The organism is Pseudomonas sp. FP198, assembly GCF_030687895.1.
Lineage (GTDB): Bacteria > Pseudomonadota > Gammaproteobacteria > Pseudomonadales > Pseudomonadaceae > Aquipseudomonas.
Map to the genome: position 1 here is coordinate 18,499 of NZ_CP117452.1, position 23,293 is coordinate 41,791.

Consider the following 23,293-nt stretch of genomic DNA (forward strand, 5'->3'; position numbering starts at 1 on the left):
TGAACGAACCACCCTAGTGAGCGACGGCAACCTGGTTACGCCCCAGTGCTTTCGCCCGATACAGCGCCTTATCAGCGTTATTCATCAAGCCATGCAGATCCTTGTGACCCGCCTCCGTCGACGCCACGCCAAGGCTGGCGGTGATGCGATGGACAGGCTCGATCATCAAGCCAGCGATACTCTGGATAAGTCCTTCTGCAATTTCTGTAGCGACGTCAATGGACGTATCCGGAAGCAGAATGGCGAACTCTTCGCCGCCGAGCCGACCGTGGATATCCGTGGCCCGAAACGACGAGCTGATGACCACGCCCATTTGGCGTAGAACCTGATCCCCGACCTGATGGCCGTAGGTGTCGTTGATGTGTTTGAAGTGATCCATGTCCAACATGACCGCGCACAGCCCCAACCGGTTGGTCCTGCACTCGTCGTAAAGCTGCTGGGCATGCTCGAAAAAAGCCCGTCGACTTTTCAGGCCGGTCAGTTCATCGGTTTGTGCGGCGCGGGTTGAAATGCTGTTCGCCTGTTCCATCTCGCGGGTGAGCCGAAAAGCGGTTTCCAGTGCCTGGGACATTTTGTGGGTGGCGCGGGCAGCAAAGGCCGCGAACACCAGGATCGAAAGCGCCATGCCGACTTGAATCGGTGACGGTTGGAACAGCAGCCAGACCGTGCACGGAAACAGCACCAGGCCAATGGAGACCAGTGTCATGTCCCGGTAGGCGGAGTAACAGGACACCGCGCTGACAGTCATTCCCACGGTAAAAAGCATGACGAGAGCTTGCGAGAGGAGATCGTCTTGCGGCATCAAAACAAGCGCGCCACCGCCCCAGATGCTCGCGGACAACACCAGCGAGACCCAATATCTGCGCTCCCAGCGTTGAGGTGTGCGCTGGCCCTCGTCGCTGCGAAAATAGACAACAAACATCGCGATCCGCAGCAGCGTCGATCCGCTTAATATGGTCAGCCACCAGACAACCGTGCTGTGCTCAAAGCGATCCCAACACAGCCAACACAACATGATGGCCGCGAGGTAACTACCAAACACCGCGGAAACGGATTGGCGAAACAGTTGCTGCAGTCGGTCAGTGCGCACTTGTCCGGCTATGCAAAAATCCATGCCATTGCAAGATCTTGGGCCATCCATGTGATCCACCTGATCGTGAAGCCGCTAGAAAACGCGATTGTGGCACCCTGCCAGCAACGCAAACAACCGAATTACACCTGTAGCCACGCGCTTTGAATCGTGGCGAGGGGATTCATCCCCGCTGGGTTGCGCAGCAACCCGCCATAAAACCGTCCCCCGTGGCGAGGGAGCTTGCTCCCGCTGGGCTGCAAAGCAGCCCCAAAACAAGCCGACGCATTCCTACAGACAAACTGCATGAACGGTTGCGACCGCTGCGCGGCCGAGCGGGAGCAAGCTCCCTCGCCACAGGGATCGGAGCTGAAAACGAAGTTCTGTTTATTCCCGTGCCGACACCCTTCCGCGAAGCTACACATCCTTGCGCCATTACCTACAACTACGCCAGAATCCGCCGGCTTGTGCGCCTTGCCCTCGGGTTCTATTGTCGTCCTGCCACTGCCCATCAGTGGTCGGGTTTAGTAGCTCGAGGTTGTGTCAGTAAGATGCACGAGTTCTCCATCGAGGTAGATTCCTACCTTGCACTTGATGGTGGCTGTGCGCAGGGCGCTTCGGCGCGCCGGCAATGCTGATCTCCCCGGTCTACTAACCTGCGTACAGCCGCCACCCTTCTTTTAGTAGGGAAGAGGTTGTGGCTTAACCTTGGAGTATCAGCTCATGTCGAAATCTACAACGAATCCGCCTGAGGCGGACCGCGCCTCCTCGCCACCAGAACCGAAAGATGCTCCCCAGTCGGCTCAACTCTTCACCGTCGTACAAGACACCGACAACGAATGCCTGCTCGCCAACCTCAGCGAAACCCTGGCTTCAGCCGACGCCATGGTCAGCAACCTCGCGTTCGACCTGGAAGGCTCACACCGCCATATCGCCCTCGGCGTCCAGCAACTGATCGAGCTGAGCTCATTACTGGCGAACCGAGTTCTGGACAACGTTGATCCAAGATAGGCAGTCACACTGCAACCCCCGTGGCGAGGGAGCTTGCTCCCGCTGGGCTGCGAAGCAGCCCGTTGGATAGTTGAGCCGCGACAGCGAGCAAACCCCGCCAAAGAAAAAACCCGACGCTTTACGTCGGGTTTTTTGTGTGCGGGTTACTCGACTTGCGACAGCTTGGCGTCGTCGCAACCGGCAGCGCGGCACTCGCGCTCGACAGCTTTGAGTATGACGATACGCGCCTCGGTCTTCTCATTGGCACAGTCCAGATAGAGCAGGCCATCGTTGGAACAGGCGTTGTCACGAATCTTGATCCACTGGATCTGAGCGGCTTTCACCTTCTTCTTTTGATCCGGGTTCAGGGCACTCATCGTCTTCTTGTATTGCTCGTTGATTTCCTGGTCCGACTGAACCATTTTCAGCGACGCGCAATAGGTTCTGTCATAGGCGTTTCTAGGGTTATCGCAACTCATCGCAGACGCCGATGCTGATGCCATTGCCAGCAATGCCCCAACCAACAAAGACTTGATCACTCACTTCTCTCCCTGAATGCCCTCTATTGATTAGAGGTCGCGGCGGGGAATTTATCATGAGGGTCGTAGAACAATGAAGCGGATCCTAGGGTTCATTCGGCCCGAACAGTGGCAAAGGCGATAGAGGTCAGGGAGCATGTGATTGCTGAAAAAGACAGCGTCGTTCCCGCCCCCGCCCCGACGATGTGACTGCCATGAGTAAAACCGGCGAGGGTTGCGCAGCATCCGCATACATCCCCTCACTGGTCAAAACTTCGTGGCGAGGGAGCTTGCTCCCGCTGGGCTGCAAAGCAGCCCCACCCAGCCCCTAAAGCTCCTACAGACAAAACCGTATCACCCATTCCAAGCCCCAACCGCAAACCCGTCTGGACCCATTTTATAGGCCGAAACCAAGCCCTGTTTATTCCGCTGGCGTAATCCTTCCGTCAAGCTACACATCTCCGCTCCTTGGCCTACAACCACGTCGGAATCCGCCGACTTGTAAGCCTCGTCTGTGGCTCCTATTGTTCGTCTGTGCTTACATTGGCCTGAAAGTCTGAATCGCTGCCCTATGTGAGTCTTTAAGCTCAAAGTTGATATGAGCTTATTTACAACTTGAAGGAGTTAAAATTTATGCCACGCTTAAATTTTTAATCGGACCAAATCACGAGGTTGAGAATGGACGATTTTTATGCAAATTGAATACGCCATGGTCGCGTTGGGATTTTTTGCTTTTTGCGGGGGGATGATCGATGCTGCTGTAGGGGGCGGAGGCTTGGTTCAGGTACCCGCTCTACTTCATGCATTACCTCAGCACTCGCTGAGCACAGTCTTTGGAACTAATAAGCTGGCTGTTCTTGCCGGAAATATTTCTTCTATATTCAGTTACGTTAAAAGAATAAAAATCGTCTGGAAGCTGATGCTTCCGACCATGCTCTGGGCTTTTGTATTCTCGTTTTTGGGTGCTTTTTCCGTCTCGCTCGTTCCGAAGGCGATCATGGAATATTTTGTATTTTTTGTATTAGTGGTAATGGCTGTTTATACATTTGCAAAAAAGGATCTAGGGCTTGTTCACTCGGACGCTCAATGCGGGTCCAAAGAAGTTCTTATTGGGATTTTTTTTGGCGGCATAATTGGATTTTATGACGGAGTATTTGGTCCCGGCAGTGGTAGTTTTCTGTTATTTATTTTCGTTAAGTATTTTGGCTACGATTTTCTGAATGCATCCGCTTCAGCAAAACTGGTTAACTTGGGAACGTTTAGCGCGGCGCTGCTATTTTTCATACCTTCAGGTCATGTGCTTTGGGTAATTGGTGGGCTGGTCGCGGTGTGTAATATGGCGGGTGCGCTGACAGGAACTTTTTTGGCTTTGCGTTATGGGAGTGGATTAATTCGCATATTATTTCTTTTTTTATTGGTGTTCCTTATTGGCCGAATGGGATTGTCCATATGGCTGTGACAGGTCATGTGCCGCGCCGTCAGATAAAAAACGGGACCTCGCTTCCACGCAGTCCCGTCTTTCACACCCGATCAGCTCAAAACGCCGGCAAAACCGCGCCTTTGTACTTCTCCAGAATAAAAGCCTTCACTTCCGGCGTATGCAGCGCTGCAACCAGCTTCTTCATGGCCTCGCTGTCCTTGTCGTCCGGACGGGCTACCAGAATATTCACATAAGGCGAGTCGTTGCCTTCGATCACCAGCGCATCCTTGGAAGGGTCAAGCTTGGCCTCCAACGCATAGTTGGTATTGATCAATGCCAGATCCACTTGAGTCAGCACGCGCGGAATGGTTGCCGCTTCCAGCTCACGGAACTTCAGATCCTTCGAATTCTCGGTGATGTCTTTGGTAGTCGACAGGATGTTGTTCGAATCCTTGAGCTTGATCACCCCAGCTTTGGCCAGCAACAACAGCGCACGGCCGCCGTTGGTAGCATCGTTGGGAATCACCACGTTAGCGCCACCCGGCACTTCTGTAAGTGCCTTGTACTTGCTGGAGTACGCCCCCAGGGGTTCCAGATGCACACCGGCCACGCTCACCAGATTCGTGCCCTTGGCCTTGTTGAACTCATCCAGGTACGGCTGGTGCTGGAAGAAGTTGGCGTCCAGGCGCTTTTCGGCGACTTGTACGTTGGGCTGGACGTAGTCGGTGAAAACTTTGACCTTGAGGTCCACGCCTTCCTTCGCCAATGCCGGTTTGACGAACTCGAGAATTTCCGCATGAGGAACCGGCGTGGCCGCGACGGTCAGGGTGTCGGCGGCGTGGGCGGAGAACGCTGCGGCGGCAGCGAAGGCGACCAGTAGTTTTTTCATTCAGCTAACTCCTTTTGAGGCGCCTGCTCTTGGCGCCTGCCAGCGAATGGCCGGCTCATGGTTTATTGGCGCGAGGCCTTATTTTCTAGAGAAATGCACAACCAGTTTGTCGCCGACGGTTTGCAGGACCTGGACCAGCACCAGCAGCAACACCACCGTGACCACCATCACGTCGGTCTGGAAACGCTGGTAACCGAAGCGGATCGCCAGGTCGCCCAAACCACCGGCGCCGACCACACCGGCCATGGCGGTGTAGGACACCAGAGTAATCGCTGTCACCGTAATCGCTGCAAAAATGCCTGGACGGGCTTCCGGCAGCAATGCGTTGACGATGATCTGTCGCGTGGTAGCGCCCATGGCCTGGGTCGCTTCGATGATGCCGCGATCGACTTCGCGCAAGGCGGTTTCCACCAGGCGGGCGAAGAATGGCGTTGCGCCGACCACCAGTGGCGGGATCGCGCCGGCCACGCCCAACGACGTGCCGGTGATCAACACCGTGAACGGGATCATTACGATCAGCAGGATGATGAATGGCAGCGAACGCAGGATGTTCACGATCAGCGACAGCAGCGCGTAGAGGCCCCGGGCTTCAAGCAATTGGCGCGGGCTGCAGAGAAACAGCAACACGCCCAGCGGCAGGCCGAGCAGTACGGTGAACAGCAGCGAACCGAACAGCATCAGGAAGGTGTCGCCGGTTGCCAGCCAGATTTCCAGCCAGTCGATGTTTGCAAAAAATTCCATCAGCGCAGCACCTCCATGTGGACATCGGCCGCGGTGAAGCGGGCGAAGGCCGCTTCCATGTCACCGCCGGTGATGGCGAGGGTCAGTTGCCCGTAGGGGGTGTCTTTGATGCGGTCGATACGACCGGCCAGGATGCTGTAGTCCACACCGGTTTCGCGAGCGACGGTTCCAAGCAATGGCGCGTAGGTCGCTTCGCCCTGGAATGTCAGACGCACGATGCGCCCTGGGACGTGAGCGAAGTCGTCGCGCTGTTCGCTTTCGTCGATCTGCTCGTCTTCCTGGACGAAACGCTTGGTGGTCGGATGCTTGGGGTGCAGGAACACCTCGGCCACCGGGCCTTGCTCGACGATCACGCCGGCATCCATTACCGCGACCTCATCGCAGACACGCCGGATGACATCCATTTCATGGGTGATCAGCACGATGGTCAGCTTCAGCTCACGGTTGATCTCCGCCAGCAGTTGGAGCACCGAGGCGGTGGTCTGTGGGTCGAGCGCGCTGGTGGCTTCGTCGCACAACAGGATCTTCGGCTTGGTTGCCAGGGCGCGGGCGATGCCGACGCGCTGCTTCTGGCCGCCGGACAACTGCGCGGGGTATTTGCGGGCGTGGTCGGACAGCCCTACCCGCGCCAGCAATTCGGCGACGCGGCGGTCAATGTCGCTGCGGGACAATTCGCCCGCCAGCGTCAGTGGCATGGCCACGTTGTCGGCCACGGTCTTGGACGCCAGCAGATTGAAGTGCTGGAAAATCATCCCGACCTGCTGGCGAAAACGGCGCAGGCCGTTGGCGTCCAGCGCGGTGACTTCTTCGCCGTCGACGATGATCTTGCCGCCGCTGGAATCTTCTAGGCGATTGATCAGGCGCAGCAGGGTACTTTTCCCCGCACCGGAATGGCCGATCAGGCCGAAGACCTGACCGTTCTCGATGGTCAGACTGGTCGGATGCAGCGCGGGGATATCCCTACCGGCAACCCGATAGGTTTTATGGACGTTTTGAAACTCGATCACGTAGCGAACCTTGTGGGGCGCGGTGGAAAAGGATCAGCGGTAAGCCGGGCGCGCATTTTAGCCTGTCCGTATAGAGGTTCTTAGCATTTATTTGAGATTGAACCAGCGATTTGGCAATAAGGCGATCAAAGGACATAAAAAAGGAACACAGCGAAACGGTATCGGTCACTCATTAAGCACCTCCACATATGCCCAGGTACCGTGCCTGGCGCATCGAACTCACGGGTCCTGGCCACGGCGGGGATCGCAACGAGGAGTCATGCCTGATGAGCTAAAAAACCTGCCGCCCCCCAGCCAAATGGCCGGGACCGACACGCTGGATCGCAGCAATACCAACGCCAAGCTTGAGAGTCTCGAGCAGTTTCGCTCCGATGCCACCGAACAGGCCTTGCGCACCAACCAGGGTGTGAAGATCGCCGATAACCAGAACACCCTCCGCGTCGGTCCGCGTGGGCCGTCGTTGCTGGAAGACTTCATCATGCGTGAAAAAATCACGCATTTTGACCATGAACGTATTCCCGAACGCATCGTTCACGCCCGAGGGACCGGTGCCCATGGCTACTTTCAGGCCTATGAGTCGCATGCGGCCCTGACCAAGGCCGGTTTCCTGCAAGACCCGGGTAAACAGACGCCAGTGTTTGTACGTTTTTCAACCGTGCAGGGCCCACGGGGTTCCGGTGACACGGTGCGGGACGTGCGCGGCTTTGCGGTGAAGTTCTTCACCGACGAAGGCAACTTCGATCTGGTGGGCAACAATATGCCGGTGTTCTTCATCCAGGACGCGGTGAAGTTTCCGGATTTCGTCCATGCGGTGAAACCCGAGCCCCATAACGAAATCCCCACCGGCGGATCGGCCCACGACACCTTCTGGGACTTTGTCTCGCTGGTACCGGAGTCGGCTCATATGGTGATCTGGGCAATGTCCGACCGGGCAATTCCGAAAAGCCTGCGTTCCATGCAGGGTTTCGGCGTGCACACCTTCCGCATGATCAACGCCGAAGGCCGCAGCAGCTTCGTCAAGTTCCACTGGCGGCCCAAAGCCGGGACCTGCTCCCTGGTATGGGATGAAGCCCAGAAGCTCGCGGGCAAGGACACTGATTACCACCGTCGCGATCTCTGGGAGTCGATCGAGATGGGCGACTACCCCGAATGGGAATTTGGCGTACAGATCGTCGCCGAGGAAGACGAGCACAAGTTCGACTTCGACCTGCTCGATCCGACCAAGATCATCCCCGAAGAGCTGGTGCCCATCACGCCGCTGGGCAAGATGGTGCTGAACCGCAACCCGGACAACTTCTTCGCCGAAGTCGAGCAGGTTGCGTTCTGCCCCGGACATATCGTGCCGGGCATTGATTTCAGTAACGACCCATTGCTGCAAGGCCGGCTGTTTTCCTACACCGATACGCAGATCAGCCGACTCGGTGGACCGAACTTTCATGAGCTGCCGATCAACCGCGCCATCACCCCGGTGCACAACGGCCAGCGTGATGCCATGCACCGCACCACTATCGACAAGGGGCGCGCGTCCTACGAGCCGAACTCCATCGATGGCGGCTGGCCGAAGGAAACCCCGCCGGGCCCGCAGGATGGTGGTTTCGAAAGTTATCCGGAGCGCATCGACGCCCACAAGATCCGCCAGCGCAGCGATTCGTTCGGCGATCATTTCTCCCAGGCGCGGTTGTTCTACAAGAGCATGAGCGCCCACGAGCAAGAGCACATCATCGCGGCGTACAGCTTTGAACTGGGCAAAGTGGAGCGCGAGTTCATCAGGGCGCGGCAGGTGAACGAGATTCTCGCCAACATCGATCTGGAACTGGCCGGGCGGGTTGCGAAGAACCTCGGCTTGCCGGCTCCCACTGCCGGTACGGTCGATGTTCCGACGCCTTCCCTGGAGCAGTCTCCGGCGTTGAGCCAGGCCAATCTGCTGTCCGGCGATATCAAGACCCGCAAGGTCGCGGTGTTGGTGGCCAATGGCGTCGAGGCGACAATCATCGATGCGCTCAAGCAGGCACTGGAAGCCGAAGGGGCCCACGCGAAAATCCTCGGTCCAACCTCCGCGCCGGTGACCACCGCTGCTGGGCAAACGCTGCCGGTGGATGCATCCATGGAAGGCTTGCCGTCGATTGCCTTTGACGCGGTGTTCGTGCCGGGCGGGGTGGAATCGATCAAGGCGCTGAGCGCCGATGGCGTGGCGTTGCATTACCTGTTGGAAGCCTACAAGCACCTGAAGGCCATCGCGCTGCATGGCGAAGCGCGGCAATTGCTGGTGTTGTTGAAGCTGGAGGCGGATGCGGGGCTGATTCCCGACGCTGATGCGGGCAAGTTCCAGGCGTTTTTTGATGCGATTGCCCAGCATCGGGTTTGGGCGCGGGAGCCTAAGGCCAAGGCGGTTCCGGCTTGATGGGTGTCTGAAAGGGATTATCTGCTGGTAGGACGCCTTCGCGAGCAGGCTCGCTCCCACAGGGGTGTTGTGAACGACACATAACCCTGTGGGAGCGAGCCTGCTCGCGAAGCTTTCAGGGCTTGCGCGGAGTCAGAACCACTTGCGCCGGCACGCTGCGCAAAATCTGCTTCTGCAGTTTCAGATCAAACCCGGGATCGAGTTTCTTGACCCGCTTGGTCAGCAATGTCGCCAACCACGGATAATCATCGGTGCGCGGGGCCTGGATGCTGACGTCGCACTGATAATTCACCACATCGGCGGCGATGGCGTCCAGTTGATGACGCATTTTCTGGATATCGCCGATATTCAGCGCAACCGTGGTGCTCTGCGCACTCGGGTCGATCACCTTTGCAACCGGCTTGGCTTCGGCGGCCTGAAGGGCAGCTTCGGCTTTTTCCAGCTCGGCCTTGCGGGCCAGGGCGATCGCACTGTTCACTTCGCCGGTAAGCGCCGGCGCTTTTGGCATCAGCGCGCGAGCCCGGCTCAGGGCGGTGGCGGCCGCGTTTACATCGCCTTTTTGCAGGTCGATCTGGCTGCGGCGCAAGTACGCCTCGGCCAGTTGCCGCTGGTAAGGCTCCAGCGACGGATCTTCAGGCGTCTGGGCTTGCAACGCGGCCAACTGGCCTTCTGCGGTGGCCAGTTCATTGCTGGCCAGGCTCTGTTCGAGCTGCGCGGTGGCCGGGCCCCGGGTATCCGGGGTTTCGACGGTCGGCGGCGTGCTCTGGCAGGCGCCCAGCAGCAGGGAAAACGCGACAAGGAGCAGATAACGGGAGGCGAACGGCTTCATTCCTGCGACTCTCTAATTGCGCAAAAAGCGAGCAAGTCTACACCCCTCGACGGGGCAGGACAAAACTCAGCAGAAACAACGCCGCCGCGCTGACCACGATCGACGGTCCGGCCGGAGTGTCCTTGAACCACGACAACGCCAGCCCGCCACACACCGCGAGCATGCCCAGCAGGCTTGCGCCCAGGGCCATCTGCTCCGGTGAGCGGGCGTGACGCTGTGCCGCAGCCGCCGGAATGATCAGCAATGAAGTAATCAGCAATACACCGACGATTTTCATCGCCACGGCGATCACCACCGCGATCAACAGCATCAACGCCAATCGCAGGCCCACCACGGGCAGACCTTCGACCCGCGCCAGCTCCTCATGGACGGTGACCGCCAGCAACGGACGCCACAGCGCCACGAGTAACAGCAATACCGCCGCGCTGCCGCCGAGGATCCAGGCCAGGTCCATCGGACTGATCGCCAGCAGATCGCCGAACAGATAAGCCATCAAGTCGATCCGCACGTCGTGCATGAAGCTGAGCACCACCAGCCCGAGGGACAGCGTGCTGGGGGCCAGGATGCCCAGCAGGGTGTCGGACGCCAGCGGCTGGCGCTGTTGCAAGGTCACCAGCACCACCGCGAGCAGCAGGCAACCCACGGTCACCGCGATGGCGGGGCTGACGTCCAGCAGAAACCCCATGGCCACGCCGAGCAGCGCCGCGTGGGACAAGGTGTCGCCGAAATAGGCCATGCGCCGCCAGACCACGAACGAGCCCAGGGGGCCGGCCACCAGCGCCAGCGCCAAACCTGCAAGCAGGGCGTACACCAGAAAATCAGCCATGCTTGCAGCCGTCTCCATGAACATGATTGGAAGCAGAAGGAGCGCTGACCACCGAACCGTGCAGGTCATGGGAATGGTCATGATGGTGGTGATAAATCGCCAGGCTTTGTGCGTTTTTTCCGAACAATTCGACAAAGGCCGGATCACCACTGACTTGCTCGGGATGCCCGGAGCAGCAGACGTGCCGGTTGAGACAGACCACCTGGTCGGTGGTGCTCATCACCAGGTGAAGGTCGTGGGACACCATCAACACCCCGCAGCCGTGGCGGTCACGCAGGCGGGTGATCAAGCTGTAAAGCTCGGCCTGCCCCGCCACGTCGACGCCTTGCACGGGCTCGTCGAGCACCAGCAGCTCGGGCTCGCGCAACAGGGCGCGGGCCAGCAATACACGCTGCATCTCGCCGCCGGACACATTCTGCACCGGGCTGTCGATCACTTGCTCGGCGCCGACTTCCTTCAGCGCCGCCAAGGCTCGCTCGCGGTCGACGCCCGGCACCAGGCGCAGAAAGCGCAGCACGGACAGCGGCAAGGTCGGGTCGACGTGGAGTTTCTGCGGCATGTAGCCGACACGCAGCCGGGGCTTGCGCCAGACGCTGCCGCTGTCCGGCTTGAGCAGGCCCAGCACGGCGCGCACCAGGGTGGTCTTGCCGGCGCCGTTGGGGCCGATCAGGGTGACGATCTGCCCCGGCTCGACACTCAGGTGAATGTTGTCCAGCACGCTCTGCCCGGCGAACGTCACGGCCACCTGTTCGAGGCGGATCAACGCGTTGCTCATCAGGCCCCCTGGCAACCGGAGCACAGGCCGACCACTTCGACGGTCTGGGTGTCGACCACGAAGCCGACGTCCTTGGCGCTGGCGACGATCGCGTCGCTGATGGACTTCTGTTCCAGCTCGATGGCCGCATGGCATTCGCGGCAGATCAGGAACTGGCCTTGGTGGGCGTGCTCCGGATGGTTGCAGCCAACGAAGGCGTTCAGCGAAGAAATGCGATGCACCAGGCCGTTTTCCAGCAGGAAATCCAGCGCCCGGTAGACCGTCGGCGGCGCGGCGCGGCGGCCGTCCTGCTCGCTGAGTACCGCGAGGATGTCGTAGGCACCCAGTGGCTTGTGGCTTTGCCAGACCAACTCCAGCACTCGCCGACGCAAGGCGGTCAGCCGCAGGCCCTGGCGCGCGCAAATGGCATCGGCCTCGGACAGCGCGCTATGCACGCAATGGGAGTGATCATGGGGACGACTGGCAAGGGGGGTAATGGGCATGGGCAGCGACGAGTTTAGTGAGAGACGTTATTATGTTACCCGTTCTCGCCTCTTCGAGTGGTCATCGTGTCCCGAATTTTTTCGCTCTTTGTCGCTTTTGTCGCAATATTTCTGCTGATTGGCCCGGCCCGGGCCGACGTCAAGATACTTACCAGCATCAAGCCGCTGCAACTGATTGCCGCCGCGGTACAGGACGGCGTGGCCGTTCCGGAAGTGCTGCTGCCCCCTGGCGCCTCGCCTCACCACTATGCGTTGCGGCCATCCGACGTACGGAAGGTGCAGTCGGTGGACCTGCTTTACTGGATCGGCCCAGACATGGAAGGTTTCCTGCCACGTGTGTTGAATGGTCGTACGCAGCCTTCCGTCGCCGTGCAGGATCTGCCGGGGCTCAAGTTGCGTCATTTCGCCCAGGACAGCGCGTCCCATGAGGACGAGGAGCATGCCGACGAACATGACCACGACCATCGTCCCGGCACCGTGGATGCCCACTTGTGGCTGTCGCCGCTGAACGCCCGGGTGATCGCCGCCAAAATGGCTGCCGACCTGAGCGCGGCGGATCCGGCGAACGCGGCCCGCTATGAAAGCAACCTAAAGGCTTTCAACCAGCGCCTCGATGCGTTGGACGCACGGCTCAAGGCGCGTCTGGCCGGGGTCGCAGGCAAGCCGTATTTCGTGTTCCACGAAGCGTTCGACTATTTCGAGGACAACTACGGCCTCAAGCACGCCGGGGTTTTTGCCGTGGCCGCCGAGGTCCAGCCCGGTGCCCAGCACGTGGCGGCGATGCGTACGCGCTTGCAGGCGGTGGGCAAGACTTGTGTCTTCAGCGAACCGCCGCTGCGTCCGCGCCTGGCCGAGACGCTGGTAGCCGGGCTGCCGGTGAAGCTGGCGGAACTGGATGCGCTCGGCGGCTACACCCCGGCGACGGCGCAGGGGTATGAGCAATTGCTGGAAAAGTTGGGGAATGATCTGGCGGGGTGCCTGGAGTCGTTGTAACACCCATCGCCGAGCGCCGAACCTGTGGCGAGGGGATTTATCCCCGCTGGGGCGCGAAGCGGCCCCCAAAAAATATCAGCCGCCACGGTCCGTCAATAGAAAGCAAGGGGCTGCTGCGCAGCCCAGCGGGGATAAATCCCCTCGCCACAAAGGCATTCAGGTCGCTGGTTGCTAGAGAGCGAACGGCAACAGCGTACTGACCTTCTGCCGCTGCGCCAGCCGCCGCTGAAACTCCTTCGGATCATGAATCAACACATCCTGCCCGGCGAACGATTCGGCGGCAATCAGCCGCGACAGCCAGAACCGCACGCACGCCACGCGCAGCATGGTCGGCCACAGTTGCGCCTCGGCAGATGTGAACGGCCGCAGCGCCGCATAAGCGCCAAGCAATGCCCGCGCCCGCGGGCCATCGAGCATGCCTTCATCATCCGAGCACCAGTCGTTCAGTGCAATGGCGACGTCATACAGCATCGGCCCGGAACAGGCGTTGTAGAAGTCGATCAACCCGGTCAGGTGCGTGCCTTCGAACATCGCGTTGTCGCGGAACAGGTCGGCATGGATGTTGGCGCGGGGCAGCGCGAGGATGCCGGTTTTCTGCACGGTGATTTCGTCCAGTGCCGCCCCCAGTAACTGACGGGCATCGGCGTCGAGGTGCGACAACAGCTTGGCGCCCTCCTCCTGCATCCAGTCCAGGCCACGGTCGGTCTTGCGCTTGATCATGTTGTCGCGGGTCGCCAGGTGCAGGTGCGCAAGCAATTCACCGACCTGGGCGCAATGCTGGGCGTTGGCCTGCTTGACGTGCTTGCCGGCCAGGCGCGGTTGCAGCAGCGCCGGTTTGCCGGCCAGTTCCCTCAGTGCGACCCCCTCGGTGGTGCGCAAGGCGTAAGGCACCGGCAGGTCGGCTTCGTGCAGCACGTCCAGCAGCTCGATGAAGAACGGCATCTCCTGCACCGGGCCGCGCTCGACCAGCGTCAGGACGAACTCGCCCTGTTCCAGGCTGATGAAAAAATTGGTGTTTTCGCTGCCGGCGGCGATCCCCTGGAAATCAAGCAGGCGGCCGAGCCCGTAAGGGGCGAGAAAGGTTTCCAGCTCGGGCCGAGCCAGGGGCGTGAACACAGACATGGTTAGAACTGCCAGTACGGGCGCCCTTCAGCGGGCGCCGGTTGAAGTCGCGAGCGGTATCACCACTCAAAGATTTTCCACGAGGGGATCAGCATATCCGGCTGGTCCGAGCGGATGAAGTTTGCATCAGTGCCGTCGGCGCGTACCAGGAAATAAGGCTTGCCGTTCTTGGGCGTGACCTTGATCGCGTACAAAAAGCCGTTTTGCCGATATTCCTGAATGGTTTTATCGCCTTCGGTGCGGATGGTGACATCCGGGTCCGCCGAGGGCGCGTCATCCGCCGCCATGACGGCCAACGGTGTGAATGCAAACAAGCCAGCCAGTAACAGGCGATTTAGTGTACGCATGATAACCTTGTCCCTTTGTCGTCAACGGTCCCGCTATTCTAGCCCCGGACCCGCCGAAAAGGTTGATCCTGCTCATGAGCCAAGCCCCCCTCGTCCTGGTGGACGGTTCTTCTTATCTGTACCGCGCCTTTCACGCGCTGCCACCGCTGACCACGTCCAAAGGCCTGCCGACCGGTGCGGTCAAGGGCGTGCTGAACATGCTCAAGAGCCTGCGCAAGCAGTATCCGGACAGTCCGTTCGCGGTGGTCTTCGACGCGAAGGGTGGGACGTTTCGCGATGCGCTGTACGCCGAATACAAGGCCAATCGCCCGAGCATGCCCGACGACATGCGCGTGCAGATCGAGCCGCTGCACGCCAGCGTCAAGGCCCTTGGCTTCCCCTTGTTGTGCGTGGACAACGTCGAAGCCGACGACGTGATCGGCACCCTGGCCCGCAGCAGCGCCGCGGCCGACCGCCCGGTGGTGATTTCCACCGGCGACAAGGACATGGCGCAGCTGGTCGACGGGCACATTACCTTGGTCAACACGATGACCGGTAGCTCGCTGGACGTGGCTGGCGTGAAGGAGAAGTTTGGCGTCGCTCCGGAGCAGATCATCGATTATCTGGCGTTGATGGGCGATTCGTCCGACAACATCCCGGGCGTTCCGGGCATCGGGCCGAAGACCGCATCCGGCCTGCTGGTGGGCGTCAATGGCGGTCTGACCGAGCTGTATGCGCAACTGGATATCGTGGCCACGCTGCCGATTCGCGGTGCCAAGACCCTGGCCGCCAAGCTGGAAGAGCACAAGGAAATGGCGTTTCTTTCCTACGAGCTGGCGACCATCAAGACCGACGTCCCCCTGGATATCGGCCTCGACGACCTGCAGATGGGCACGCCGGATCACGAGAAACTCGCCGAGCTGTACACCCTGCTGGAATTCAAGAGCTGGTTCGAAGACAACCAGCGCGACGCCAAGCGGGCCGGGCAGGAAATCGTTGAAGTCGCTGATGAGCCGGCGGCGGACGTCGAGAAGCGGTATGACCTTATCCTCGACCAGGCGAGCTTCGACGCTTGGCTGGCCAAGCTTGAAAAGGCACCGCTGTTTTCCCTGGTCACGCAAACCAACGGTGGCGACGCCCAACATTCGCAACTGGTGGGGTTGTCATTCGCGGTTGCGCCGTTTGAAGCGGCTTACCTGCCGCTGACGCATTCCTACATGGGCGTGCCGGAGCAACTGGACCGCGACACCGTGCTCAAGGCGCTCAAGCCATTGCTGGAAAACCCGGACAAACTCAAGGTCGGCCAGCACGCCAAGTTTGAAATCAACATCCTGGCCAATTGCGCTATCGATGGTGATCAGAACAACGGCATCCTGGTGCAGGGCATCGCTTTCGACACCATGCTTGAATCCTATGTGCTCGATTCCACGGCGACTCGTCACGACATGGACAGCCTGGCGCTGAAATACCTGGGTCAAAGCAAGACCGATATCCAGGACATTGCCGGCAAAGGCGTCAAGCAGCTGAGTTTCGATCAGATCTCCCTCGAACTTGCCGGCCAATACGCCGCTGAGGATGCTGACGTGACCTTCCGCCTGCACCAGGCCTTGCAGGAAAAACTCGCCGTCACGCCAAGCCTGGGCAAGGTGCTCAACGAGATCGAAATGCCGTTGATGCCGGTCCTGGCGCGTATCGAGCGCCAAGGGGCGTTGGTCGATGCCAACCTGCTGGGCGCCCAGAGTGTCGAGCTGGGCGAGAAGCTGGTGGCACTGGAGCGTGAGGCATTTGCCATCGCTGGTGAGGAATTCAACCTCGGCTCACCGAAGCAATTGGGCGTGATCCTTTACGAAAAACTCGGTTTGCCGGTGCTCAGCAAGACCGCCAAGGGCCAGGCGTCGACTGCCGAAGCAGTGCTCGCCGAACTGGCCGAGCAGGATTATCCGCTGCCCAAGGTGCTGATGCAGTACCGCTCGCTGAGCAAGCTCAAGAGCACTTACACCGATCGCCTGCCGGAGCAGATCAACAGCCGCACCGGGCGCATTCATACGTCTTATCAACAGGCTGTGGCCGCCACCGGACGTCTTTCGTCCATTGACCCGAACCTGCAGAACATCCCGATCCGTACCGCCGAAGGGCGGCGGATTCGCCAGGCATTTGTCGCGCCGAAAGGCTACAAGCTGCTGGCAGCGGACTACTCGCAGATCGAACTGCGGATCATGGCCCACCTGGCCAAGGACGCAGGGCTGCTCCATGCGTTTCGCAACGATCTGGACGTGCACCGCGCCACCGCTGCGGAGGTCTTCGGGGTCGAGCTGGACGCCGTCAGCCATGACCAGCGCCGTAGCGCCAAGGCGATCAACTTCGGCTTGATCTATGGCATGAGCGCGTTCGGCCTCGCCAAGCAGATCGGCGTCGATCGCAAGCAGTCCCAGGCTTACATCGACCGCTACTTCGCGCGTTACCCAGGGGTCTTGGAGTACATGGAGCGCACCCGCGCCCAGGCCGCCGAGCAAGGCTTCGTCGAGACCATCTTCGGGCGCCGGTTGTACCTGCCGGACATCAATGCGAAAAACCCTGCCCTGCGCAAAGGCGCCGAGCGCACCGCGATCAACGCGCCGATGCAGGGTACGGCCGCCGACATCATCAAGAAAGCCATGGTGGCCGTCGATGGCTGGCTGGCGACGTCAGGGCTGGATGCGAAGGTCATCCTGCAGGTACACGACGAATTGGTGCTGGAGGTGCGTGAAGACCTGGTCGACCAGGTGAGCGCGGAAATCCGCCAGCACATGAGCGCCGCCGCCACGTTGGACGTGCCGCTGCTGGTGGAGGTGGGCGTGGGCAATAACTGGGACGAGGCGCACTGATCCCCAGTCCCGTGGACGGCCTATGTGGTGAGGAGCTTGCTCCCCTCACCTCAGGGTTGGGTGTCGGTTGACCTGTTTGCAATAAATGGGAGATTGCCATCGCGAGCAAGCTCGCTCCCACACGGGTTTGGATTAAGCCGGATACCCTAGCCCGACACCGACCCACTGTGGGAGCGAGCTTGCTCGCGATGGCGTCAGCCCAGCCAATCCATGCCACGTTGAGGCGCTGCAAACCCAGGTACGGCATCGTCAGTTCTGAGAATGCCAACGATTATTACCAAAAATAATCTGAACTAAACCCGTGAATTGCTACTCAGAGATTCTGAATGGCTGGTGAAGCCCTTCAATGCTCCTATGTTGTGTTAAGTGTTGGCAGATATCTGGACCCCGCCCTAGCGGTCCGGAACTTGGACCCCGAACTTCCCCCTCCCCATACGAAGTCCGGGGTTTTTTTTGCCTGCGATTTGGCCTACTCGGCCGTTTCGCTGCCCTTGTCCGCCAATTCCATCCAGTCCGCCAGCACCGTGTAGGCCTCTTCCAGACCCATGCGCTTGGGCGCGGAGAACAGCTGGATGGTGATCGTGTCGCCCCAGCCCTTGCGAATTTCCGACTGCACTTTGAGCAGGGTGTTTTTCGCTGCGCCGTAGGTGAGTTTGTCGGCCTTGGTCAACAGGATGTGCATCGGCATGCCGCTGGCAACGGCCCAATCGAGCATCAGCAGGTCGAAGTCGGTCATTGGATGGCGGATGTCCATCATCAGGATCAGACCTTTCAAACTCTCACGGCTGCCCAGGTAGGCTTCCAGGTGGCGCTGCCAATGTTGCTTGAGCGGGATCGGCACTTTTGCGTAGCCATAACCGGGCAGGTCGACCAAACGGCGTTCATCGTCTAGCTTGAAGAAGTTCAAGAGTTGCGTGCGGCCCGGGGTTTTCGAGGTGCGTGCGAGGCTGGCATGGGTCAGGGTGTTCAGCGCGCTGGATTTACCGGCGTTGGAACGCCCGGCAAACGCCACTTCGAAGCCTTCGTCGTCAGGGCATTGATCGACTTTGGCGGCGCTGAGCATGAAGGTGGACTGTTGGCACAGGCCGAGGATGGGGTTTTTCAGTTGCATGGGATTTCCGATGTGGGCGGCGTCGGGAATGGACGCGGCAAGCTGTGTCGTTTCCGTTTCAGTGACGCCAGTATATAATGCCGCAGATTTTGTGTGCGCTTTGTCCCAGCGTAGGATGAAGTTCACGGGAGCGACCGACCGAAATTGCGCACTAGAACGCAGCTCGCTCTCAACCCTGAAAAGGTCGTTTTATGACGAAATGGCTGCTAGCTGCCGGTGTCTTGATGCCGCTTTACAGCGCTCAGGCTACACAGGATCCGGAAGCTGTGTACAACCGTGTTTGTGGTGCCTGTCATTCCGGCCAACTACCCACGGCGCCCCGCAAGGGTGACCGCGAAGCCTGGACGCCGAGGTTGGCGAAGGGCATGGGGACGCTGGTGCAACACGTGACCCAGGGTTTCAAGGCGATGCCGCCGCGTGGTTTGTGCATGGACTGCAGTGCCGAGGATTACCAAGCCATCATCCAGTGGATGAGCGAGTAAGCCCGGTCCATAACTCTTAACCCTTAGCCGTAGTTGGATTAGCTGATGAACAAACTGATCGTGAGTCTGCTGTTGACCTTGGGGATATCCGGTGTAGCCCACGCCGCAGGCGATGCTGCCGCAGGCCAGGCAAAAGCCGCCGTGTGCGGGGCCTGCCACGGTCCGGATGGCAACAGCATGGCGCCCAACTTTCCGAAACTGGCTGGCCAGGGTGAGCGTTACCTGGTCAAGCAGTTGAAGGAAATCAAGGACGGCAAGCGTGTCGTGCTGGAAATGACCGGCCTGCTGAACAACCTGAGCGATCAAGACCTGGCGGATATCGCGGCCTACTTCGCCAGCCAGAAAGGCAGCGTCGGCGCCGCTGATCCAAAACTCGTGGCACGGGGCGAGGCGCTGTTCCGTGGCGGCAACCTGGCCAAGGGCCTGCCAGCCTGCACGGGCTGCCATTCGCCTGATGGCAAGGGCAACGCCGCCGCCGGCTTCCCGCATCTGGGTGGCCAGCACGCCCAGTACATCACCAAGCAGCTGACCGATTTCCGCAAGGAAGAAGGCGGGCGTGCCAACGACGGCGATGCGATGACCATGCGCACCATCGCCCGCAAGCTGAGCGACGAAGATATCGCGGCAGTCTCCAGCTACATCCAGGGCCTGCATTGAGGCCGTTGCAAGAGGGAAACCTCTTGCAACGTTAACGCCCGATTAATCTGTCGGTGCAAACATCAAAAGGGTGGCTTTGGCCGCCCTTTTTTGTGGCCGCTGCCGTTACACTAGCGAAACTGAACCCGTGGCGGCCTGTCTGAAAAACACGCCCCGCGAGGCCACCTCATTGTCCAGGAGTAAAGCATGCGTAATCTGATCATCAGCGCCGCGCTCGTCGCCGCCAGCCTGTTCGGCGTGACTGCCCAAGCGGCTGAAAAGCCCGCTGCCCCTTATGTCGAATTGACCAACCCTGTTCCGGTGGCGGTGCCTGGCAAGATCGAGGTCGTGGAGCTGTTCTGGTACGGTTGCCCGCATTGCTATGCCTTTGAGCCGGTCATCAACCCGTGGGTTGAAAAGCTGCCTTCGGATGTGAACTTCGTGCGCATCCCGGCTATGTTTGGCGGCCCATGGGACGCCCACGGCCAGATGTTCCTGACCCTCGAATCCATGGGCGTCGAGCACAAGGTTCACGCAGCGGTGTTCGATGCAATCCAGAAACAACACAAAAAATTGACCGACAAGAACGACATGGCCGACTTCCTTGCCACCCAAGGCGTCGACAAGGACAAGTTCCTGGCGACTTTTGACTCCTTCGCTATCAAAGGCCAGATCGTCAAGGCCCGCGAGCTGGCGAAAAAATACGAAATCACCGGCGTACCGACCATGGTCGTCAACGGCAAATACCGCTTTGACATCGGCTCCGCCGGCGGCGCCGAACAAGCGCTGCAACTGGCCGACCAGCTGGTTGCCAAAGAACGAGCTGCCACCAAGGCTGCTGCCAACTAAGCGCGGCCACGCTCATGGCCCGCTGGGGTACCGAACGCATCGTTGGCCTGCATGAACCGCGGGTCAATGAGCATCACGTCACGTCCACGGGCCTGCCTGCCGACAATCGCCTGCGGTTGCTCAGCTTCAACATCCAGGTGGGCATCAGCACCGAGCGCTACCGGCACTATCTGACCCGGGGCTGGCAACACTTGCTGCCCCACACCGGGCGAGCCGGCAACCTGCAGAAGATCGGCGACCTGTTGAAGGATTTCGACCTGGTCGCTTTGCAGGAAGCCGACGGCGGCAGCCTGCGTTCCGGCTACGTCAATCAGGTCGAACACCTCGCCCAGCTGGGCGCGTTTCCTTATTGGTACCAGCAACTCAATCGCAACCTCGGTCGTCTCGGCCAGCACAGCAATGGCGTGCTGAGTCGTCTGCGGCCCTGGGCGATCGAGGATCACCCGTTGCCGGGCCCCAAGGGGCGCGGAGCGATCCTGGCGCGTTTCGGCGAAGGTCCGGAGGCGCTGGTGGTGGTGATGATGCACCTGGCCCTCGGGGCTCGGACCCGAACCATGCAACTGGCCTACATTCGTGAGTTGATCGGCGGCTACAAGCATCAAATCCTGATGGGCGACATGAATACCCATGCCAATGACCTGTTGCAGACCTCACCGCTGCGCGACCTTGGCCTGCTCGCCCCGCAACTGGAAGCCACGTTTCCCAGCTGGCGCCCCCAGCGCTGCCTGGACCATATCCTGCTGAGCCCTACCTTGGCCCTCGAACGGTTCGAAGTGTTGGCCCAGCCCATTTCCGATCACCTGCCGGTCGCGGTCGAAATACGTTTGCCGGGTTCGCTCACGGCCGATGCGTTTCCCGCGCTGAGTCCTGCCCCTAGCGGATCCGATGAATGAGCGACGACGCCGAACGCTGGAGAGAGAAATACCTCAAGAGCATCGAGCAACAGGAAAAGCTTGAGCGTCGCTGGGACGCCCGGCTCGACTTGCTGCGTCGTGGCCTGGTGCGCAGCACCCTGGCCGCCGAAGGCACCGATCGCGCGGTAGACCAGTGCATGAAAGAGATGCGCGAAGTGGTGCGCACCGATGACATGGACGCCGCCCTCGCCGCCCTGCTGCCGCGCCTGGAAAAAGCCGTACTCGATTCCGAGCAGCGCCGCGAGACTCGGGTGGAGCAAATGAGCGCCGCGCTGACCGCCCTGGTCGCCCAGTTGCAAAAGCTGCCGCTGCCGAAGGACGTCAGCCGGCCCCTGAAGAAATTTTCCAAGCAACTGGAGACCCGGGTTGGCCAGGCCCGGGAAATCCCGTTGCTGCTCAGCGAGCTGAGCAGCCTGCAGGGCAAGGCGCTGGGCGCGCTGGACGCGCCCGACGAGCCGAGCCGTCCGGGCCTGCTGCAACGATTGTTCGGCGGCCATGGCCATGAAGAGCCGCTACCGTCGCCCGAGCCTGCCCAACCCGCCGCCACGCCTGAGCCGAAGGCGGTTATTTCGGCTCCTGCCGAGCCGACAGCCGAAGCGCCCTCCGCCGCACCTGTACCTGAACCTGAACCGCTGGCGGAGCAGGCCCCCACACCGGATGCGCCGCCAGCGCCGGATGAGTCCCATGCTCCGGTCGACGAGCCTGACCCGGCGTCCGAGCCAGAGTCGGTTGCTCCAGTTGCTCCAGTTGCTCCAGTTGCTCCAGTTGCCCAGCCGACCGCCGAGCCGGCACCGATCGACCCTGAGCCCGCCGAACCGGTACCGGCGCTGGACAATCCCGACGAACTGACGCCGGGTGAACCGCCGCTCGACGAGGCACCGATCGTCCCTGCGGAACCCGCCGAACCTGTGGCGCCTGAGGCATCCGCTGATCCCGATGAGGCCCACTACGCCCTGCCCGACTCCCCGGAACCCTCCTACAGTTCGGTCGCCAGGCATATCGAAGACACCTTGCTCGGCCTGCTGGGCGACCTGACGCTGCCCGAGCGCCACCGTCCGCAAGCCGAGGCCATGCGCGAGCGCCTGCGCAACGGCTTGAACTGGTACGAGTTACTGCCGATCCTCGACGATCTGGCGGTCCTCATGCAGGCGATCACTGACAGTGGCCAGCATGAATTCGAAGCGTATCTGCAGCGACTCAACGATCGACTGGAATCATTCCAGAGCACGTTGCAGGCCGCCAGCGAGGACCACGCCGATAACCTGTCCGCCTCCAGGGAAATGAACAACCAGATTCGCGAGCAGGTGGATGGCTTGCAGAGCAGCGTGCAGCAAGCCGACGACCTGGAAGGCCTCAAGCAGGTACTGGAGAATCATCTCGAAGGCCTGATCGGCACGATGGATCAGCATCAGAAGCAGCGTGACCAGCGTGAGAAGGAAGTTTCAGCCCGTCTGAAGAGCCTCGCCGAACGCGTTGCGCTGATGGAACAGGACGCTCTGATTGTCCGTGAGAACCTGGAAGAGCAACGGCAAAAAGCGCTCATCGATCCGCTCACCGGGCTGCCCAACCGCGCCGCCTGGAGCGAGCGTCTGGAACATGAGGTCGAGCAGTGGCAGCGGCACGGCAACAGCCTGTTGATCGCCATGCTCGACCTCGATCATTTCAAGCGGATCAACGACAACTACGGTCATCTGGCCGGTGACCGAGTGCTCAAGCTGATTGCCTCGGTACTGCGCAAGCGCGTGCGCGGCAGTGATTTCATTGCCCGTTTTGGTGGTGAGGAATTTGTCCTGCTGGTGCCCGATACGTCGCTGGCAGCGGGCGCCAAGCTGGCCGAGGCCTTGCGCGCCGCCATCGAAGCCTGTCCGTTCCACTTCAAGGGCGAGCCGGTCACGGTCACGGTATCCATGGGCATGACGGCGTTCAAGCCGGGCGAACACAGCGATCTAGTGCTGAAAAGAGCCGATCAGGCGCTATATCGGGCGAAAAGCGCGGGACGCAACCGGGTGGAGTTGGGCTAAGGCGCAACTTCCTTTTTGTAATATCCAA

General features: G+C 60.3%; 22 protein-coding genes. 10 read left to right on the top strand and 12 right to left on the bottom strand.

The genetic code is table 11. The features are described from left to right. Positions 1-13: 13 nt before the first annotated feature. Positions 14-1,141 carry a diguanylate cyclase gene (locus PSH78_RS00085; protein WP_305497761.1) on the bottom strand — a complete coding sequence of 376 codons (1,128 nt, stop codon included), beginning with the start codon at positions 1,139-1,141 and terminating at the stop codon, positions 14-16. A gap of 651 nt (positions 1,142-1,792) precedes the next feature. Here PSH78_RS00085 and PSH78_RS00090 point away from each other — a divergent pair. Continuing rightward, on the top strand, positions 1,793-2,080 hold the full coding sequence (locus PSH78_RS00090; RefSeq protein ID WP_305497762.1) for a DUF6124 family protein: 288 nt from the start codon (positions 1,793-1,795) through the stop codon (positions 2,078-2,080). A gap of 143 nt (positions 2,081-2,223) precedes the next feature. Here the strand turns inward: PSH78_RS00090 and PSH78_RS00095 are convergent, their stop codons facing one another. Continuing rightward, positions 2,224-2,598 (bottom strand): lysozyme inhibitor LprI family protein, encoded by a 375-nt coding sequence (locus tag PSH78_RS00095; protein WP_305497763.1) that lies wholly within the window; start codon positions 2,596-2,598, stop codon positions 2,224-2,226. A gap of 670 nt (positions 2,599-3,268) precedes the next feature. Between PSH78_RS00095 and PSH78_RS00100 the strand changes: the two genes are divergently transcribed. Beyond that, entirely contained in the window at positions 3,269-4,036 is a 768-nt protein-coding gene (locus PSH78_RS00100; protein ID WP_305497764.1) for a TSUP family transporter, read from the top strand. Between the two features lie 76 nt (positions 4,037-4,112). Here the strand turns inward: PSH78_RS00100 and PSH78_RS00105 are convergent, their stop codons facing one another. The 3 genes from PSH78_RS00105 to PSH78_RS00115 all read right to left on the bottom strand — a co-directional run bounded on the left by PSH78_RS00105 (position 4,113) and on the right by PSH78_RS00115 (position 6,634). Next, positions 4,113-4,886 (bottom strand): MetQ/NlpA family ABC transporter substrate-binding protein, encoded by a 774-nt coding sequence (locus PSH78_RS00105; RefSeq protein WP_305497765.1) that lies wholly within the window; start codon positions 4,884-4,886, stop codon positions 4,113-4,115. Positions 4,887-4,964: 78 nt separating this feature from the next. Further along, a complete protein-coding gene (locus tag PSH78_RS00110) occupies positions 4,965-5,627 on the bottom strand; it encodes a methionine ABC transporter permease (protein ID WP_305497766.1) in 663 nt (220 codons plus the stop codon). Continuing rightward, entirely contained in the window at positions 5,627-6,634 is a 1,008-nt protein-coding gene (locus PSH78_RS00115; RefSeq protein ID WP_305497767.1) for a methionine ABC transporter ATP-binding protein, read from the bottom strand. Before PSH78_RS00115 ends, PSH78_RS00110 begins: the two co-directional genes overlap by 1 nt. 259 nt (positions 6,635-6,893) lie before the next feature. On the opposite strand from PSH78_RS00115, the gene katE reads away from it, so the two are divergent. After that, the gene (gene katE, locus PSH78_RS00120) at positions 6,894-9,035 is read left to right on the top strand and encodes a catalase HPII (protein WP_305497768.1); all 2,142 of its coding nucleotides are present in this window, start codon (positions 6,894-6,896) and stop codon (positions 9,033-9,035) included. Between the two features lie 115 nt (positions 9,036-9,150). Here the strand turns inward: katE and PSH78_RS00125 are convergent, their stop codons facing one another. Genes PSH78_RS00125 through zur form a run of 4 tightly spaced genes read right to left on the bottom strand, consistent with a single transcriptional unit; the run spans position 9,151 to position 11,947 of the window. After that, positions 9,151-9,864 carry a PA5502 family lipoprotein gene (locus PSH78_RS00125; RefSeq protein ID WP_305497769.1) on the bottom strand — a complete coding sequence of 238 codons (714 nt, stop codon included), beginning with the start codon at positions 9,862-9,864 and terminating at the stop codon, positions 9,151-9,153. Between the two features lie 37 nt (positions 9,865-9,901). After that, complete coding sequence (znuB, locus tag PSH78_RS00130; protein WP_305497770.1) at positions 9,902-10,690, bottom strand: zinc ABC transporter permease subunit ZnuB; 789 nt, start codon at positions 10,688-10,690, stop codon at positions 9,902-9,904. After that, positions 10,683-11,465 carry a zinc ABC transporter ATP-binding protein ZnuC gene (znuC, locus tag PSH78_RS00135; RefSeq protein WP_305497771.1) on the bottom strand — a complete coding sequence of 261 codons (783 nt, stop codon included), beginning with the start codon at positions 11,463-11,465 and terminating at the stop codon, positions 10,683-10,685. The genes znuB and znuC overlap by 8 nt, the downstream gene beginning before the upstream one ends. Beyond that, on the bottom strand, positions 11,465-11,947 hold the full coding sequence (zur, locus tag PSH78_RS00140; protein ID WP_053126886.1) for a zinc uptake transcriptional repressor Zur: 483 nt from the start codon (positions 11,945-11,947) through the stop codon (positions 11,465-11,467). Before zur ends, znuC begins: the two co-directional genes overlap by 1 nt. Before the next feature lie 66 nt (positions 11,948-12,013). Between zur and znuA the strand changes: the two genes are divergently transcribed. Next, positions 12,014-12,940: a zinc ABC transporter substrate-binding protein ZnuA gene (gene znuA, locus PSH78_RS00145; protein ID WP_305497772.1), complete on the top strand. Its 927-nt coding sequence runs from the start codon at positions 12,014-12,016 to the stop codon at positions 12,938-12,940. 171 nt (positions 12,941-13,111) lie between these two features. Here the strand turns inward: znuA and PSH78_RS00150 are convergent, their stop codons facing one another. Further along, positions 13,112-14,062 (bottom strand): homoserine kinase, encoded by a 951-nt coding sequence (locus PSH78_RS00150; RefSeq protein ID WP_305497773.1) that lies wholly within the window; start codon positions 14,060-14,062, stop codon positions 13,112-13,114. A gap of 59 nt (positions 14,063-14,121) precedes the next feature. Beyond that, on the bottom strand, positions 14,122-14,409 hold the full coding sequence (locus PSH78_RS00155; protein WP_053126892.1) for a DUF2782 domain-containing protein: 288 nt from the start codon (positions 14,407-14,409) through the stop codon (positions 14,122-14,124). 74 nt (positions 14,410-14,483) lie between these two features. Between PSH78_RS00155 and polA the strand changes: the two genes are divergently transcribed. Next, on the top strand, positions 14,484-17,252 hold the full coding sequence (polA, locus tag PSH78_RS00160) for a DNA polymerase I (RefSeq protein WP_305497774.1): 2,769 nt from the start codon (positions 14,484-14,486) through the stop codon (positions 17,250-17,252). Between the two features lie 469 nt (positions 17,253-17,721). Here polA and yihA read toward each other — a convergent pair whose 3' ends face one another. Next, positions 17,722-18,363, bottom strand: coding sequence for a ribosome biogenesis GTP-binding protein YihA/YsxC (gene yihA / locus PSH78_RS00165; protein ID WP_116833823.1), 642 nt, complete (start codon positions 18,361-18,363; stop codon positions 17,722-17,724). Between the two features lie 191 nt (positions 18,364-18,554). On the opposite strand from yihA, the gene PSH78_RS00170 reads away from it, so the two are divergent. The 5 genes from PSH78_RS00170 (at position 18,555) to PSH78_RS00190 (ending at position 23,265) form a co-directional block, all read left to right on the top strand. Continuing rightward, positions 18,555-18,845: a cytochrome c5 family protein gene (locus PSH78_RS00170; RefSeq protein ID WP_030138991.1), complete on the top strand. Its 291-nt coding sequence runs from the start codon at positions 18,555-18,557 to the stop codon at positions 18,843-18,845. A gap of 45 nt (positions 18,846-18,890) precedes the next feature. After that, on the top strand, positions 18,891-19,502 hold the full coding sequence (locus PSH78_RS00175; protein ID WP_305497775.1) for a cytochrome c: 612 nt from the start codon (positions 18,891-18,893) through the stop codon (positions 19,500-19,502). 186 nt (positions 19,503-19,688) lie between these two features. Continuing rightward, the gene (gene dsbA, locus PSH78_RS00180) at positions 19,689-20,330 is read left to right on the top strand and encodes a thiol:disulfide interchange protein DsbA (protein WP_305497776.1); all 642 of its coding nucleotides are present in this window, start codon (positions 19,689-19,691) and stop codon (positions 20,328-20,330) included. A gap of 14 nt (positions 20,331-20,344) precedes the next feature. Continuing rightward, positions 20,345-21,223: an endonuclease/exonuclease/phosphatase family protein gene (locus PSH78_RS00185; RefSeq protein ID WP_305497777.1), complete on the top strand. Its 879-nt coding sequence runs from the start codon at positions 20,345-20,347 to the stop codon at positions 21,221-21,223. Next, the gene (locus PSH78_RS00190; protein WP_305497778.1) at positions 21,220-23,265 is read left to right on the top strand and encodes a diguanylate cyclase; all 2,046 of its coding nucleotides are present in this window, start codon (positions 21,220-21,222) and stop codon (positions 23,263-23,265) included. Before PSH78_RS00185 ends, PSH78_RS00190 begins: the two co-directional genes overlap by 4 nt. Positions 23,266-23,293 lie beyond the last annotated feature (28 nt).